Source organism: Mesorhizobium sp. B2-3-7 (genome assembly GCF_006442695.1).
Classification (GTDB): domain Bacteria; phylum Pseudomonadota; class Alphaproteobacteria; order Rhizobiales; family Rhizobiaceae; genus Mesorhizobium.
Genome location: NZ_VFVV01000004.1, coordinates 277,656 through 293,474, shown reverse-complemented (window position 1 = coordinate 293,474; position 15,819 = coordinate 277,656). Strand labels below are relative to the sequence as shown.

The 15,819-nt window shown below is 61.4% G+C and carries 13 protein-coding genes and 2 tRNA genes; 12 read left to right on the top strand and 3 right to left on the bottom strand.

Going from position 1 to position 15,819, the window contains the following annotated elements; translation table 11 throughout:
* Positions 1-282 precede the first annotated feature (282 nt).
* The 4 genes from FJ940_RS10880 (at position 283) to FJ940_RS10865 (ending at position 4,261) form a co-directional block, all read left to right on the top strand.
* On the top strand, positions 283-1,068 hold the full coding sequence (locus tag FJ940_RS10880; RefSeq protein WP_140495742.1) for a transporter substrate-binding domain-containing protein: 786 nt from the start codon (positions 283-285) through the stop codon (positions 1,066-1,068).
* Positions 1,069-1,142: 74 nt separating this feature from the next.
* Positions 1,143-1,865, top strand: coding sequence for an ABC transporter permease subunit (locus tag FJ940_RS10875; RefSeq protein ID WP_140517154.1), 723 nt, complete (start codon positions 1,143-1,145; stop codon positions 1,863-1,865).
* A 1-nt stretch (position 1,866) separates the two neighbouring features.
* Positions 1,867-2,553, top strand: coding sequence for an ABC transporter permease subunit (locus FJ940_RS10870; RefSeq protein ID WP_140517152.1), 687 nt, complete (start codon positions 1,867-1,869; stop codon positions 2,551-2,553).
* A 544-nt stretch (positions 2,554-3,097) separates the two neighbouring features.
* Positions 3,098-4,261: an IS481 family transposase gene (locus FJ940_RS10865; RefSeq protein ID WP_140656500.1), complete on the top strand. Its 1,164-nt coding sequence runs from the start codon at positions 3,098-3,100 to the stop codon at positions 4,259-4,261.
* A 38-nt stretch (positions 4,262-4,299) separates the two neighbouring features.
* On the opposite strand, the gene FJ940_RS10860 is transcribed toward FJ940_RS10865, so the two are convergent.
* A tRNA-Asn gene (locus FJ940_RS10860) sits at positions 4,300-4,374 on the bottom strand.
* 220 nt (positions 4,375-4,594) lie between these two features.
* Here FJ940_RS10860 and FJ940_RS10855 point away from each other — a divergent pair.
* Positions 4,595-4,855: a hypothetical protein gene (locus FJ940_RS10855; protein ID WP_140495745.1), complete on the top strand. Its 261-nt coding sequence runs from the start codon at positions 4,595-4,597 to the stop codon at positions 4,853-4,855.
* A 55-nt stretch (positions 4,856-4,910) separates the two neighbouring features.
* Here FJ940_RS10855 and FJ940_RS10850 read toward each other — a convergent pair whose 3' ends face one another.
* On the bottom strand, positions 4,911-5,162 hold the full coding sequence (locus FJ940_RS10850) for a hypothetical protein (protein WP_140495746.1): 252 nt from the start codon (positions 5,160-5,162) through the stop codon (positions 4,911-4,913).
* 221 nt (positions 5,163-5,383) lie between these two features.
* Here FJ940_RS10850 and FJ940_RS10845 point away from each other — a divergent pair.
* The 4 genes from FJ940_RS10845 to FJ940_RS10830 all read left to right on the top strand — a co-directional run bounded on the left by FJ940_RS10845 (position 5,384) and on the right by FJ940_RS10830 (position 8,863).
* Positions 5,384-5,457: transfer RNA gene (locus FJ940_RS10845), tRNA-Cys, on the top strand.
* A 90-nt stretch (positions 5,458-5,547) separates the two neighbouring features.
* Positions 5,548-6,216, top strand: a complete 669-nt coding sequence (locus tag FJ940_RS10840; protein WP_140495747.1) for a protein-L-isoaspartate O-methyltransferase — start codon at positions 5,548-5,550, stop codon at positions 6,214-6,216.
* Positions 6,217-6,394: 178 nt separating this feature from the next.
* A complete protein-coding gene (locus FJ940_RS10835; protein WP_140521260.1) occupies positions 6,395-7,774 on the top strand; it encodes a TolC family outer membrane protein in 1,380 nt (459 codons plus the stop codon).
* A gap of 258 nt (positions 7,775-8,032) precedes the next feature.
* Positions 8,033-8,863: a PopZ family protein gene (locus FJ940_RS10830; RefSeq protein ID WP_140521041.1), complete on the top strand. Its 831-nt coding sequence runs from the start codon at positions 8,033-8,035 to the stop codon at positions 8,861-8,863.
* A gap of 193 nt (positions 8,864-9,056) precedes the next feature.
* On the opposite strand, the gene FJ940_RS10825 is transcribed toward FJ940_RS10830, so the two are convergent.
* Positions 9,057-10,601, bottom strand: coding sequence for an FAD-dependent oxidoreductase (locus FJ940_RS10825; protein WP_140517150.1), 1,545 nt, complete (start codon positions 10,599-10,601; stop codon positions 9,057-9,059).
* Between the two features lie 43 nt (positions 10,602-10,644).
* Between FJ940_RS10825 and FJ940_RS10820 the strand changes: the two genes are divergently transcribed.
* The 3 genes from FJ940_RS10820 to FJ940_RS10810 all read left to right on the top strand — a co-directional run bounded on the left by FJ940_RS10820 (position 10,645) and on the right by FJ940_RS10810 (position 15,774).
* Entirely contained in the window at positions 10,645-11,142 is a 498-nt protein-coding gene (locus FJ940_RS10820) for a MarR family winged helix-turn-helix transcriptional regulator (RefSeq protein WP_140517148.1), read from the top strand.
* 259 nt (positions 11,143-11,401) lie between these two features.
* Complete coding sequence (locus tag FJ940_RS10815; RefSeq protein WP_140521040.1) at positions 11,402-14,185, top strand: valine--tRNA ligase; 2,784 nt, start codon at positions 11,402-11,404, stop codon at positions 14,183-14,185.
* A 359-nt stretch (positions 14,186-14,544) separates the two neighbouring features.
* Positions 14,545-15,774, top strand: a complete 1,230-nt coding sequence (locus FJ940_RS10810) for an OmpP1/FadL family transporter (protein ID WP_140495753.1) — start codon at positions 14,545-14,547, stop codon at positions 15,772-15,774.
* Positions 15,775-15,819 lie beyond the last annotated feature (45 nt).

Below are 15,819 nucleotides of genomic sequence, written 5' to 3'. Positions count from 1 at the left end.
GCGTCACTCGAAGGGGCTATCGTTATAACTATTGGTGATGAACCGCACGGCAGGGGGCATTAGATCGAGATCATTTGAACTGTTAGCGTTTTCAAACACCGCCCTGAAAGAAGGTCGACTGAGCCGAATGGCCAAGTTCGCATCGCCGACATCCGAACCAGTCCACGATGCTCGATGCTGCCGGCTGGCCACGGGCCGACGTCGAAAGATCGGCAGATGCCCGGCTACCAGCATCATCATTGCGGAAGATACAAATCCACATAAACAAAAAGGGGAACAATCATGAAAAAGCTTGCACTCGCCTTGTCACTGATCGTGGCGGTATTTGGCGCCGCCAATTCATCGTCGGCGGCCGACGATGTCATCCGTTTCGGTGTCGCCGCGGAGCCATACCCGCCTTTCTCCGTCAAGGATGCCAGCGGCACCTGGCAGGGCTGGGAAATCGACCTGATGAATGCCGTTTGCAAAGAGATGAAGGCGAAATGTGAGATCGTCGATATCGCCTGGGACGGCATCATTCCCGCGCTGTTGGCCAAGAAATTCGACGTCATCTGGAGCTCGATGTCGATCACGGACAAGCGCAAGGAGGTGATCGATTTCACCGACAAGTACTACTATTCGCCCAACGTGCTTGTCGGCGCCAAGGCGGATACGCGGCAGTTCGACGTGACCAAGCCGGAGACATTCAAGGGGATTGCGGTCGCGGCACAGAGTGCCAGCCTGCAGGCGACCTACATGCAGGATAAGTTCAACGGCATTGCCGAAGTGAAGATCTATCCAACACTCGATGACGAAATCGCGGACATCCAGGCCGGACGCGTGGATCTCATGGCTGCGGCAGGCATCCAGATCCAGGATTTCTTGAAGAAGCCGGAGGGCCAAGCTTATGAAATCAAGGTGACGCTGCCGCATGAGAAAATGTTTGGATACGGCGACGGCGGCGGCCTGCGCAAGGAAGACACCGCTCTGAGGGACCGCCTCAATGCAGCACTCAAGGCGGTGCGCGCCAGCGGCGAGTACGAGACGATCACCAAGCGCTATTTCGATTTCAACATTTACGGCGATTGATCATCTGGTTCAGGCCCGGGGGACGGCCGGCCCGGGGCGGCCGTCGCCATCTTCATTGAACTGGAACGCGCTGTATGAACTCGACCGTGTCTTGGGCAACCCTGCTCAGCTTCGGGGACAAGGGCTGGGGCGACGAATTGCTTCTTGGCGCTTGCCTGAGCCTTGGAATTTCGATCAGCGCCTATCTCGTGGGCCTGACCCTCGGCCTCATGGGTGCGGTGGCCAAGATCTCGAAGAACCGCGTGGCGGTCTCCGCAGCCGTTGCCTATACGACAATCATCCGGTCCGTACCGGACATTCTCATCATATTTCTCGTCTACTATACCGCGACGGACGCGTTGCGCTGGGCCGTGAGCCTGGCGGGACTGACTTCCGAATTCCAGGTCAATGGGTTTGTCGCCGCGACCCTGTCGCTTGGGATCGTTCAAGGCGGCTACAGCACGGAGGTCCTGCGTGGCGCGATCGTGGCCATCCCGCGAGGTCAGGTCGAGGCAGCCTATTCACTCGGTCTGACACGGCGCCAGACCTTCTTCCTGGTGACCGTGCCGCAAATGGTCCCCTTGGCCTTGCCGGGGCTTGGCAATTTGTGGCTGGTCGTCTTGAAGGAAAGCTCACTGGTCAGCCTGATCGGTTTTACCGAGCTCGTTCTCGCCGGCAAGATGGCTGCCGGCGCGACGCGCGATTACTTCATGTTCTATTGCGCGATCGCGTTCGTGTTCCTCGCCATGTCCGGCATATCGGCGATGCTTTTCCATGCCCTCGAAACAGCCACCGTCCGTGGCGGGAGGCGGGGCTAGCGTGACTGAGTTTGGAGCCTACCTTGCCAATCAGCTTCTGGCCGGCGTCGAGGTCACCATAATCCTGTTCCTCGGCTGTGCGGTGGTCGGCAATTTGCTTGCCATCCCGGTTGCACTGGCCCGGCTATCCAACAGCAAATGGCTGCGATATCCAGCGGTTGCGTTTATCCTCGCGTTCCGGGGGACCCCGCTCCTGGTCCAGCTTTACCTCTGCTACTTCGGTATCGGCCAAATTCTCTCGGGGATCCCCTCGATCCGCTACAGCCCGCTCTGGCCCATTTTGCGAGGCGCGGACTTCTATGCGTTTTTTACCCTTTCCCTGAACACCGCGGCCTACTGTGGCGAGATTTGGAGAGGGGCGATACAGGCCATTCCAGAAGGGCAGCGTGAGGCCGGCCAATCGCTTGGCCTGTCGAAAACACGGATCATGATTTCCGTCCTTCTCCCGCAGGCTTTCAGGTTGGCTTTGCCGGCGATCGGCGGCCAGAATATCCTGCTTTTGAAGGGGACCGCACTGGCGTCGACGATCACGGTGTTCGAACTCATGGGTGCGGCGAACCTCGTTCGCGCGCAGACATTTCGGGTCTACGAGCCTCTGTTCGCCGCCGCGCTAGGATATTTCCTGCTGGCGGCATTGATCACTATCGGCTTTGGTTTCTTCGAGAGACGGCTTGCTCGACGACATTGAGCGGAACGGATCGGCATATCGAGCCGCTGCGTGGAAGGCGACGTGACCTTCAGGCACGCCGAATTCGACATAGGATCGCGCCGCCTCGATGACCTCGCCAAATCCCGTTTTGCAAGCAGCGGCTATTTCGTCGCGGAACTGATCCCACGCTGTCGGGGCCGTTCGCGCGCTTGACCGCGTCGGACAAAAAACTTCTCGGCCCCTACATGAACCCCAGGGTATTTCTTGAGGGCCTCCTGGTCAGTGGCGCCAAGCGGGCACGAGGTGTTCTCGCGTGCCCAAAATAACCCGAAGTTCTCCAGGGATTTTGCGCCTGTAGCGCCATCCGGCCTTGCCGCGCTTCTGAATGTGGTTCACGCCGATCGTCATAGCCCAGTGTACCCCGCAGTGTACCTCTGGGAGGCGGAAACCCTTGCAGTGCTTGGGTTTAAAGACATTTCTGGTGCCCTTCCCGAGAGATGGGTGACAGTTCATTCCGGATAGATGGGTTACACTTTCGGCCCTTTGCAAGGAGAGCAAAGTGCCTTGGAAGGAGTGTAACGTCATGGAAGAGCGGCTGAAGTTCGTCGCCCGGCTGCTGGACGGTGAGAAGATGGCCGTGCTTTGCCGAGAGTTCGATATCTCGCGCAAGACCGGCTACAAGATCCTCGCGCGCTACAACGATAGCGGCCTGGAGGGGCTGACGGATCGATCGCGTCGGCCCTATCGCCACGCCAATCAGCTTCCGTTTCAAATCGAGAAGCTGATTGTGCGCCTCAAGCAAGACAAGCCGACATGGGGCGCGCCGAAGATACGCGAGCGGCTGGCCCGGCTGTATCCGGATGTGCACCGGCCGGCGATCTCGACGGTGCACGCCGTGCTCGATCGCCACGGCCTGGTCGAGCACCGCAAGCGCAGGCGAAACCGGGCGACGGGGACACCGCTTTCAAACGGCTGTCGCCCCAACGATCTGTGGTGTGCCGACTACAAGGGCGAGTTCATGCTCGCCGATCGGCGCTATTGCTATCCGTTGACGATCACCGACTTTGCCAGCCGCTATCTCATCGCCTGCGAGGCGCTCTCGACCACCAAGGAAGCCTGTGCCTTCACCGTGTTCGAAAGCGTTTTCAAAGAGTTCGGCCTCCCCAGCGCGATCAGGACCGACAATGGCGTTCCCTTCGCCAGCCCCAATGCGCTGTTCAACCTCAGCAAGCTGTCGGTCTGGTGGCTGCGCCTGGGCATCGACATCGAGCGCATCAAGCCGGGCTGCCCGCAGCAGAACGGGCGTCATGAGCGCATGCACCTCACCCTGAAGAAGGAAACCACCAAACCGGCTGGTGCCAATTTCCTTCAACAGCAGGCCAGGTTCGATGACTTCATCGATGAGTTCAACTCAGAACGCCCGCACCAGGCGCTCGACATGGACTACCCGGCGGAGCGCTACGCGCCCTCAACGCGTCCCTATGCCGGCCTACCAGACCTCGACTATCCGTTTCACGACAAGGCCCTCACCGTCACCACCTGCGGCCGCATCTGCTATAACAGAAAGAAGATCAACCTCAGCCTTGTCTTTGCCGGCCAGATCGTCGGCATCAAACAGGTCGAGGACCATATCTGGCTGGCTAGCTTCATGGACTACGATTTGGGATATTTCGATGATGAGACATGCAGGCTCGAACCACTCCAAAACCCCTTCGGGCCAAAAGTGTTACCCATGTCTCCGGTATAAACCGTAACCTATGTGTCCGGAACGGACCCTGGATTAAGTGGCTCCCCGGGCCGGATTCGAACCAGCGACCAACCGGTTAACAGCCGGTTGCTCTACCACTGAGCTACCGGGGAACAGAGGCTCTCATGCGAGTGGCGCAGCCTATAGCAAACCCTTTTCGGCTTTGCAAAGAACCATTTCGCATTTTTCCGAGACTTTTTCGCTCAGGCGTTTCTCGCAATCGGCGGCGTTCGTCCTCATATTAGCCGTCTTGCGAGGGCGCGGAACCGAATGCGCGGTCGCGGCTTTCGTCAAGTGACATCCTCAAACCACCAGACGGACCGGCCATTCGAGATGACGGCAGCAGAAGAAAACCAGGCACCGGCGCGAAAGATATCGGTCTTCGGGCGCAAGTTCACCATGCCGCGTTCGCGCGGCCTCAGGATTGCAATCGGCGTGCTTTTGACGATTGGCGGCATTCTGGGGTTCTTGCCGATTCTCGGTTTCTGGATGGTGCCGCTCGGACTTTTGGTGCTCTCCTACGAATTCGCCATGGTGCGCCGCCATCGGCGCCGGTTCGTCGTCTGGTGGGAACGGCGGCGCCGGCCGGATTGATCGGCCACGCCGGGGACCTTGCCCGGCTTCGTCGCGGCGGCCTTTGGGGCCCGAATCAAATCGCAGCGCTATCCTGCGTTCCAGTGCTCGCCTCCTCCGGGGCGTCCTGTTGGCCTGCTCTCAGATCCTCGCTGATTTCCTTCAGGACGGCGGAAGCCGAGGCAAGGCGCGCGCGGTCGCGCGGTGAAAGCCGGCCGGTGCCTTCTATCTTGAGGCAATCCATGGCATAGCGCACCAGCTCCTCGCACCCCAGCAGCGGCGAGCTGTCCGCGTTGTTGGTCGACTCGTCCGGTTTGGCCAGCTGCATGGCGCAGTCCTCCTCGGCCTCAACGCAGCCCGGTGCGCGGAGTTTCTCCCGATCCTCCGCCATGCTTAACGGCTTGCTAACGCAGCTCGAACCGCCCTGTCTCGCATTTAGGGCGGGGTGCGAGGACTGGCGCAGGCGAAACCGTCGCGAATGCATTGTCGCCGCTTGACGGCTTTTTCGCCGCAACCTATTGGAACCGGGTGGAACGCCGGGAGTAACGAGGCCTCGTGGCGGAGTGGTTACGCAGAGGACTGCAAATCCTTGCACCCCGGTTCGATTCCGGGCGAGGCCTCCAATCTCCGGGCTCCCGCGCGTCAGCGCAGGGAGCTCGCCGTTCCCGTCTAAATGAACCGCGATGTGGCGCGGCAAGCGGATTGGTTGGGACATGAGCGCTGATTTCTCCGAGCTTCGCGTCAAGATGGTCGATGGCCAGATCCGCACCACCGACGTGACCAGCACGCCGCTGCTCGACGCCATGCTTTCCGTGCCCCGCGAGCTTTTCGTCGACGAACGCCAGCGCAATCTCGCCTACATCGACGAAGACATCCGCATCGCGGACGGCCCCGGCGGCGCGCGATATCTGATGGAGCCTTCGCCGTTGGCCAAGCTGATGCAACTGGCCGAGATCAGTCAGGCTGATTCGGTCCTCGATGTCGGCTGCGGCACCGGCTATGCCTCGGCCATCCTGTCGCGACTGGCGGGCTCCGTGGTGGCGCTTGAAAGTGATTCGGCGCTGGCCGAAACCGCAAAGTCGGTGCTCTCATCGCTGGGCTGCGGCAATGTGACCGTGGTCCAGGGCCCGCTGCCGCAGGGATATGCGGCCAAGGCGCCCTACGATGTCGTCTTCGTCGGCGGCAGCGTCGGCAAAGTGCCGGCGGCGCTGCTCGACCAGCTCGCCGAAGGCGGCCGCCTCGTCGCGGTCGAAGGGCAGGGCAATTCCGGCGTGGCGCGGCTTTTTTTCAAAGCAGGGGGGGTTGTAACCGGTAGACGGGCATTTAATGCGGCAATTAAGCCACTACCCGGGTTCGAACGTGAGCATGCTTTCGAATTCTGAATGATTTGGCCTTGCAGCAGAGGCTTTGTCATGGTCGCTTGCATTTGAACAATCGTTGCTGATCCCAATGGGGGCACTTTGGGCCGAGCGACAGGGAACATTCTGACACGCCGCTCCGGTTCTCTAAGGAGAAGCCGGTGCGGCGTGGTTCCCATGGAAAACGAATGAGGGTTTAATGGTGCCGTCTCTACGCAAGTCACTTTTCACCGCCGTCCTCGTTTCGGCGACCGCGCTTTCCCCGCTGGCCGCCTCGGCCGAAACCATCTCCGGCGCGCTTGCAAAGGCCTATCAATACAATTCCTCGCTGAATGCCTCCCGAGCCGGCGTACGCGTCACCGATGAGAGCGTGGCCATCGCCAAGTCCGGCTGGCGCCCGACCATCACCGGGACGGCCGACACGAATTATGTGAATACCCGTGCCAGCGGCGCCAACGTCAAGACGGGGTCGGCCAGTGTGGGCATCGTCATAAACCAGAACCTGTTCGACGGCTTCCAAACGAGAAACAATGTGGCGGCAGCCGAATCGCGGGTCAAGGCATCCGTCGAAAGCCTGCGCAACACCGAGGAGAACACGCTGTTGAGCGCGGCCACGGCCTATATGGACGTGATTCGCGACCGGCAGATCGCGGTGCTGACGGAGCAGAATCTGCAGTTCCTGACCGAGCAGGCGCGCGCCGCGCGCTCACGGTTCGAGGTCGGCGAAGGCACGCGCACCGACGTTGCGCAGGCCGATGCGTCGCGCGCTTCCGCCGTGGCGTCGCTCAGCGCCGCCCGCGCGCAGGCGCTGGCAAGTGCGGCGAGCTATCACCAGATCGTCGGTGACGAGCCGGGCAAGCTCAGGCCTGCCTCGCCATTGGCCAGGCTGCTGCCGCCGAGCCTCGATTCGGCGATAGCCATCGCCTCGGCCGAGCATCCGGCGATCCTCGCCACCCAGCATCTGGTCGATGCGGCCGCGTTTTCGGTGAAGTCGTCCGAGGGCGCATTGCTGCCGCAGCTTTCCGCATCGGCCGGCATTTCGGAGGATTATCTGCATCGCAATCCCGACCTCCAGGGGAGCAACGGCGGTTCGACCTCGGCCAACATCGGTGCGACACTGACGATCCCGATCTATTCGGGCGGCCGCACCTCGGCGGTCGTGCGACAGAACAAGGAATCGCTTGGCGAGGCCCGCATCCAGGTCGACGTCAGCCGCGACCAGGTGCGCCAGGCCGTCGCCTCGGCGTGGTCGCAATACACCGCCGCGCAGCAGAGCGTCGCTGCCAACAGGCAGGTGATCGACGCCGCTCAACTGGCGCTGAACGGTGTCATCGAGGAACGCAATGTCGGCCAGCGCACCACGCTGGATGTGCTCAACGCGCAGGCCACCGTCATCACCGCCAAGATCAACCAGGCAAATTCCGAGCACGACGTTGTGGTGGCGAGTTATGCCATCCTGTCGGCGATCGGCCGCCTCTCGGCCGAGCGCCTTGCGCTGCAGGCGACGAAGTACAGGCCTGAAGAGCACTACAATGCCGTCAAGGACAAGTGGATCGGCCTGCGCACGCCGGATGGCCGCTAAACTCCACAGATTCGAGTAGTTCTCTCGAAGCGACCCGGCGTTCGATCGAAACGCCGGGTCGCTTCATTGTTTGCGCAACTGCGCCGGCAACCCGTCACATGCTTTTCGACGAATTGCGCTAATCTGTTGAAATCCCACATGTCCCCAGAATGGGGATTCTCGTACGGCGCTCCGTCGGTTACGCTGTCGCCATGATTCGAATCCGGCGTTTACCGGAGCGGAAGTCTGTAACAGGTCACAAGGGCGGCGGATGTGACGATGGCAACGGCAAGCAGCGCACAGCGCGAACCTTCCATGGAAGAGATACTGGCTTCCATCAGGAGGATCATCGAGGACAGCGACAGCGGCCGCAAGCAGCCGGACGATGCCGATGACTTGCGGCAGGATCTGAAGCCGGCGGCGGGCGCTGCTCCCGACGTCGATGCGCTCCGCGCCGAATTGCATGCCGCTCCCGAGGTCAGGAAGCCGGTCACGCTGGCGGAGGTGCAGGCACAGACATCGGCGGCCGAACCAACGGTCGCGCGCATGGAAGCGCCGGAGCGAACCGATCCCGTGGCACCAAGGGCGTCGATGACGCTTGCCGAGGTGAGCGCCCGGATCGCCGCCGAGCCGCTGCCCGCCGAAAGGACCGACAGGCCCGCGACGCCCGAGGCCGGTGCGGCAAGCGATGCCATCGTCGCCGATTGGCGCCGCGAGATCGCAGCGGTCGGCGAGCAGGCGAAGGCGATACCAGGCATTCGCAAGCCGGTTGTTCAGCCCGAAGCGCCGGTGGACGAGCCGATGCCGGAGCCGGCGTTCGAGCGGACCCCTTCGATCGCCGCCCCGGCGAGCACCGACGAGGCGCGCAAGGCGGCGGATGAAACGCCTGCGGCCCGTCCGGCAATCCTTTCCGAGCATACGGGCCGGCAGGTCGCCGCGGCCTTTGGCGAACTCTCCGACGCCTTTGCCAGCCGCAGCAAGAAGACATTCGACGAGATGGCCGAGGAGATGCTGCGGCCGATGCTGCAGGACTGGCTGGACAACAACCTGCCAACGCTGGTCGAGCGCCTGGTGCGCGAGGAGATCGAGCGCGTGGCGCGCGGCGCGTAATGATTTTCCCGGGTCGCCTTAGGTGGCTAGTTGGACACCGCTGCGCCTTCACCCTGGCGCAGGCACGGTAATCTCAGGATCGGCACGTCGAAGGAGGCGGTGGCCGCAATAATAGCTCCGATGATGGCGATTGCCACGACCACGCCGCTCCACGCTTCATATAGGCCCGACCCAAGCATAGAGCCCGCCAACCTCATTGTTCAAACATATCTCGGCAGTCTTTCGGGTCTTCTCCGGGTTGGACTAGGCCCATGCGGGCCAAATAGGTTTCGAGCTTCGCGGTTCGGTCTGCATCAAGAATCGCCATCACACCGATATATCCGTCCGGCCGGATCAGCACACACTCGCCCGGTGCCAGTGCATAAGCATCGCGAAGGTGTCCCCAGGCATCGATGACATCGCCTTGCGGGCCGATGTGGTGGACATGCAGCCCCTTGAGTGGCCCAACCGTCTCTCTCCCGGCTTGATGAACAAGCAGTGTCCAATGCGGCCCTTGCAGCAATTGGAACAGTCGCCATGGTTGCCCCGCCGCGCCCCTGATTTGGGCATCCGGCGCGCGGTCCCCCGCGTGCGGGCCGCTGCTGCGTTCGGCCATTTCCCTGGAGAGCGGCGATTCCGGATAGGCGATATCGAGCTGGCGCACCTCGCGGCCGCGGTGCATTCCACCCTGTTTCTGGGTGTCGAGCAGCCGGGTCGAAAGGCCGAGAACCGATTCTGCGACCGGACGTCGTTCCTGCTCATAGGTGTCGAGCAGGCAATCATCCGCGCCGTCGAGGACGGCGGCAAGTTTCCAGCCCAGATTATAGGCATCCTGCACGCTGGTGTTCAGGCCCTGGCCGCCGGTTGGCGGATGGATATGAGCTGCATCGCCAACGAGGAATACCCGATCGACCCGGTAGCGATCGGCAAGCCGGGCGTTCATCAGGTAGGCCGACGCCCAGGCGACCGAATCCACCCGCACGTCGCCGCGGCCGGTCCGCTCATTAATCAAGCGCCCCAGCTGTTCTGCTGAGAGGTCCACTTCGCCGTCCAGCAGAATGGGTGCCTGAATCTGGAAGAGATCGGTTCCGGCGAGCGGGCAAATCGCGACCATTCGCTCCATGTCACCGTCGTTGAACTGGTGCCACGCATCGCGGTCCAGCCCGGTCAACAGCACATCCGCCACGACCGCACGCACGCCCAGCGTCTTGCCGGGGAAATTCAAGCCGAGCGCGCCGCGCACGAAGCTGTGCCCGCCGTCCGCCCCGACAAGATAGCGTGCGCGAACGGTTTGCTCGCCATTCGGCCCCGCAAGACGTGCCATGACACCGTTCTCACCTTGCTCGAACCCAACCAACTCACATCCGTACTCGACCCTATGGCCTAGTTCTGCCAGCCGCTCTCGCATGATCCGCTCGGTGAGGAATTGCGGAATCATTAGCGCGATGGCGTAAGGCTCTGCCGGCGTCGGATCGGGGCGCTCGCCGGTGTCCTTTTCGATATAGCTGCCGTCATCGCCATACACGCGCATCGGCGGATAGACGCCGCCTGCGGCAACGACCCTGTCGAGAATGCCAAGATCTTCGAAAATCTCCTGTGTCCTCGGCTGGATGCCCTTGCCGCGCGAGCCACGGAAGGGTTCGCTCATCTTCTCAATGAGCTGGAAGGATATACCGCGCCGTGCAAGCTCGATCCCCAGCGTCAGGCCAGCCGCTCCTGCGCCGCAGATGAGCACATCTGCCGCAAAACCGTTTGTCATGTCGATCTCCTTGTGTGTAAAATGCACATAATGGAGAGTCGGAGTGCTGTCAATGAAAAGCGTGAAAAATACACATATTGGGAGTCATCAGATTCGTGAACTCCACGGAGCGCTGATCGAGATTGCCAGCCTTATGAACCGGCCTCAGCGCGATGAGCAGATGGTAAAGGAGGCCGGAATTGCGCTCGACCGCGCACTGTTTCCTCTGCTGGTCGGGATAGAGCGGCTTGGGCCGATAGGGATAGTGGACCTCGCCGACCGGGCTGGCCGCGATTACACCACTGTCAGCCGTCAGGTGGCGAAGCTCGAAAGCCTTGGCCTGGCCGTGCGCCGGCAGAGCGAGACAGACCGCCGCGTGAATGAGGCTGTCGTCACGCCAAAGGGCAAGGCGATGACCGACAAGATCGACGCAGCACGAGAGAGAAACGCTCGCGCCGTTTTCGAAAGCTGGGACGCACACGACATCGACGAACTCGTGCGGCTCATGCGCAAGTTCGCCGAAGCTTTGAAAGAAAAACCAGAGGACTCCAGCGCGTCCTGAGACGTCGCACTATTCCTCGTTTCGTACGACCCGAGCTGGCATTTGGGATTGGGCGGCGTAGGCGTGCAATGCCTCTCCGGCTGGAGCCGGTGACAGTGCCGACGCCACCAGGGATTGTCGCATACGGGACAGACACTATCTGAACGGTGATCCTCTTTCTGTTGTGCCGGTTGCCGAGGCGGCCCCTACGGTTGACTCGGTCAAAGCCTTCCGATTTACACCGGACCAGCAAAAATCCGACAGCGCGGACCATTTTCCCATGCTTGAAAAGACCTACGACGCCAAAACCGTCGAACCGAAGATTGCCAAGGTGTGGGAAGAGGCCGACGCGTTTCGCGCCGGCGCCGGCGCCGAGGAGGGGGCCGAGGCCTTCACCATCGTCATCCCGCCGCCCAACGTCACCGGCTCGCTGCATATGGGCCACGCGCTCAACAACACGTTGCAGGATATTCTCGTTCGCTTCGAGCGCATGCGCGGCAAGAACGTGCTGTGGCAGCCGGGCATGGACCATGCCGGCATCGCCACGCAGATGGTGGTCGAGCGGCAGTTGATGGAAAAGCAGATCCATCGCCGCGACCTCACCCGTGAACAGTTCATCGAGAAAGTGTGGGAGTGGAAAGCCGAATCCGGGGGCGCGATCCTCAACCAGCTGAAGCGGCTCGGCGCCTCGGCCGACTGGTCGCGCGAACGCTTCACCATGGACGAAGGCCTGTCCAAGGCCGTGCTCGAAGTGTTCGTCACGCTCTACAAGGAAGGCCTGATCTACAAGGACAAGCGCCTTGTGAACTGGGATCCCAAGCTGCTCACCGCGATCTCCGATCTCGAGGTCGAGCAGCAGGAGGTCAACGGCAATCTCTGGCACTTCCGCTATCCCGTCGAAGGCGTGGCCTTCGATCCGGAAAACCCGAAGACCTTCATCATCGTGGCGACGACGCGCCCCGAGACGATGCTGGGCGATACGGCCGTCGCCGTGCATCCGGACGACGAGCGCTTCCGGCACCTGGTCGGCAAGAATGTCGTCCTGCCGATCGTCGGCCGCAAGATTCCCGTGGTGGCGGATGAGTATTCCGACCCCGAGAAGGGCTCTGGCGCGGTTAAGATAACGCCGGCGCATGACTTCAACGACTTCGAGGTCGGCAAGCGCCACAAGCTGCCGGCGATCAATATCCTCACCGTCGAGGCGGCGGTAAACCTCAGGGACAACGAGGATTTCCTCGCCGGGCTCGAGGTGACGCCGGAGCGCCAAGCCGTCTGGGATGAACTCAACGGCCTTGACCGCTTTGTCGCGCGCAAGAGGATCGTCGAATTGATGGAAGAAGGCGGCTTCCTCGACAAGGTCGAGCCGCATCGCCACGCCGTGCCGCATGGTGATCGCGGCGGCGTGCCGATCGAGCCGTTCCTGACCGAGCAGTGGTATGCAAACGCCGCCGAACTGGCCAAGCCGGCGATCGCCTCGGTGCGCGAGGGGCGTACCAAGATCATACCCGCGAATTGGGAAAAGACGTACTTCCAGTGGATGGAGAACATTGAACCCTGGTGCATCTCGCGCCAGCTTTGGTGGGGCCACCAGATTCCGGCATGGTATGGGCCGGACGGGCGCGTCTTCGTCGAGAAGACGGAGGAAGAGGCGCTGAGTGCCGCGATCGAATATTATCTGGCGCTCGAAGGACCCTGGAAGGCCTGGGTCGAGGACAAGCTCGAGAATTTCCAGCCGGGCGAAATCCTGACCCGTGACGAGGACGTGCTCGATACCTGGTTTTCCTCGGCGCTGTGGCCGTTCTCGACGCTGGGCTGGCCGGATGAGACGCCGGAGCTGAAAACCTACTACCAGACCGACGTGCTGGTGACCGGCTTCGACCTGATCTTCTTCTGGGTCGCGCGCATGATGATGATGGGCCTGCACTTCATGGACGAGGAGCCGTTCCACACCGTCTACATGCACGCGCTGGTGCGCGACAAGAACGGGCAGAAGATGTCGAAGTCGAAAGGCAATGTCGTCGACCCGCTCGACCTCATCGACGAATATGGCGCCGACGCGCTGCGCTTCACGCTGACGGTGATGGCGGCGCAGGGGCGTGACGTGAAGCTCGACCCGGCGCGCATTGCCGGCTACCGCAATTTCGGCACCAAGCTTTGGAACGCGACGCGCTTCGCCGAGATGAACGAAGTCGCGCGCAACGACGATTTCTGGCTGAACGACGCCAAGCTGGCGGTCAACCGCTGGATCCTGACCGAGCTGACGCGCGCCGCGCGAGAGGTCACGGACGGCATCACCTCATATCGCTTCAACGAGGCGGCGGGGGCGGCCTACCGCTTCGTCTGGAACCTGTTCTGCGACTGGTATCTGGAGCTGCTGAAGCCGGTGTTCATGGGCACGGACGAGGCGGCCAAGGCCGAAAGCCGCGCCTGCGTCGCCTTCGTGCTCGACGAAATCTACAAGCTCCTGCATCCGATGATGCCGTTCATGACCGAGGAACTTTGGGCGCAGACCGCGGGCGAGGGCAAGGAGCGCGCTTCGCTGCTTTGCCATGCCGCGTGGCCGTCGCCGGATTTCGAGGACGCTGAAGCGGCCGCCGACATCAACTGGCTGGTTGATCTCGTCTCCGGCATTCGTTCCGTGCGTTCGGAAATGAACGTGCCGCCGGCAGCCATCGCGCCGCTGATGGTGATCGGAGCCAACACGCTTACCCGCGAACGGCTGGGGCGCCACGCCGCCGCGATCAAGCGGCTGGCGCGCGTCGGCGACATCTCGCAGGTTGACGCCGCACCCAAGGGCTCGGCGCAGATCGTGCTCAACGAGGCAACGGTCTGCCTGCCGCTCGGCAGCCTGATCGATCTCGCCGCCGAGGCCGCGCGCTTGCAGAAAGAACTGGCCAAGGTGACCGAGGAGATCGCACGCCTGCACAAGAAGCTGTCGAACGAAAGATTCGTCGCCAGCGCGCCGGCCGAGATCGTGGAAGCCGAGCGTGAAAAGCTGGCCGAATACCGCGAGGCGCAGGGCAAGCTTTCGGTGGCGCTGGCCAGGGTTCGCGAAGCGGGTTGAGGGCAGATTCGGGAGACTTTAGGGCCCTCTAAAATGGGGTGGCTTTTTGCCTCGAAACCGGCATTCCGTAGCGTTAATGTTGACGTAAACGGAAGTTTTCGCCCCATTGTTGCCATAATGTAACAATGGGGCATTCGACTGCTCAAAACTGATTATTTTTGGCCTTTTTGGCCGATTTTCTCCCGTTTTTCTGAGTGAGACACGCCCGGCGAACCGTTTTTCTGCCTCGCTGCGCTGGTCTGCATTTTGTCCGGAATGCGTCCGGTGGACATGTACATGTACGCCCCAAGAATTCGTTGTTGCACCGTTAACCCGAATTGGTTCTAGCTGGATGCACTGACTATTCGGGGAGGACATCCATGAACAATCTGCGTTTGAAAGCACTGCTGGGGGCAGGGTGCTTTTCGCTGGCTTTGCTGGGGACGGCAATGAGCTCGGCACATGCCGGCGGCCTGGAACGTGGCGGCTACGATATCGACCTGCTGTTTGATCCGGCGCCGTTCGCGACGGACGCGGAAGCGACCTATGTGATGCCGGACCGTAAGTACGAGAATGCGCGTGGTCCCGGCGGAGCCAATCTCGGCCTTGGTACCTCGGCCGACGGAGCCGAGGGCTATTGGGTACCGCGCATAGGAATGAAGGCCCAGGTTGTGCAGGGCGTCGACTGCATGGTCGATTATTCGCAGCCTTGGGGCGCGCATACCGCACCAGGTATGTGGAACGGAGCGCTTTCTAACGTCGAGACCGATATCAAGAGCAACAATTACGCCGGCACCTGTTCCTACAAGTTTGATGCTGGCAAGGGCCAGCTCCGCTTTATCGGCGGGTTGTTCTATCAGGACATTTCAGGCTTCAAGGAAAGCTTGGTCGGTTTTACTCCCCTCGGACAACCGCTGCTTGGTCGTGTCGATCTGGAGGCTAACGGTTGGGGCTGGCGCGCCGGCGTTGCCTACGAAATCCCTGATATCGCGCTCCGCGCCAGCTTGGTCTACAATTCGAAGGTCAAGCTAGACAACATTTCGGGCACACTCACCTTACCAGCTATTCTTGGAGGTTCTCGGCCGATCTATGGCGCAGAGGAGTCGATGCCGGATTCGCTGGAACTGAAACTGCAGTCCGGTATTGCGCCTGACTGGCTGGCCTTCGGCTCAATCAAGTGGGTCAACTGGAGCGTGCTGCAGAGCGTTCCGATCTGTCCAACAATTGCGCCTGGGGCGGCTTGCTTCACGAACGGCCCGGGTCAGGTGACGTCGCTCGACCTGATGTATCGTGACGGCTGGACCGTTTCAGGTGGTATCGGCCACAAGTTCAATGATCAATGGAGTGCCGCCGGTCAATTGACCTGGGATCGTGGCACCTCGCATGGCTATGGTGCGCAGACCGATACGTGGACCCTGGGCGGCGGCGTCGCGTATACGCCGCAGCCCAACATCGAAGTGCGGCTCGCCGGAGCGGTCGGCGTTTTGACCAGCGGCCACTCGGGGACATTGGCTGGTGAGAACGGCTATGTTGCAGGCGAGGATGCCAGCTATGATTTCGGGAATGATCTGATCACGGCGATCTCTGGTGGTGTGAAGATCAAGTTCTAAGTCTCTGTAAAATCAAATGAAAGGCCGGGCAATGCCCGGCCTTTT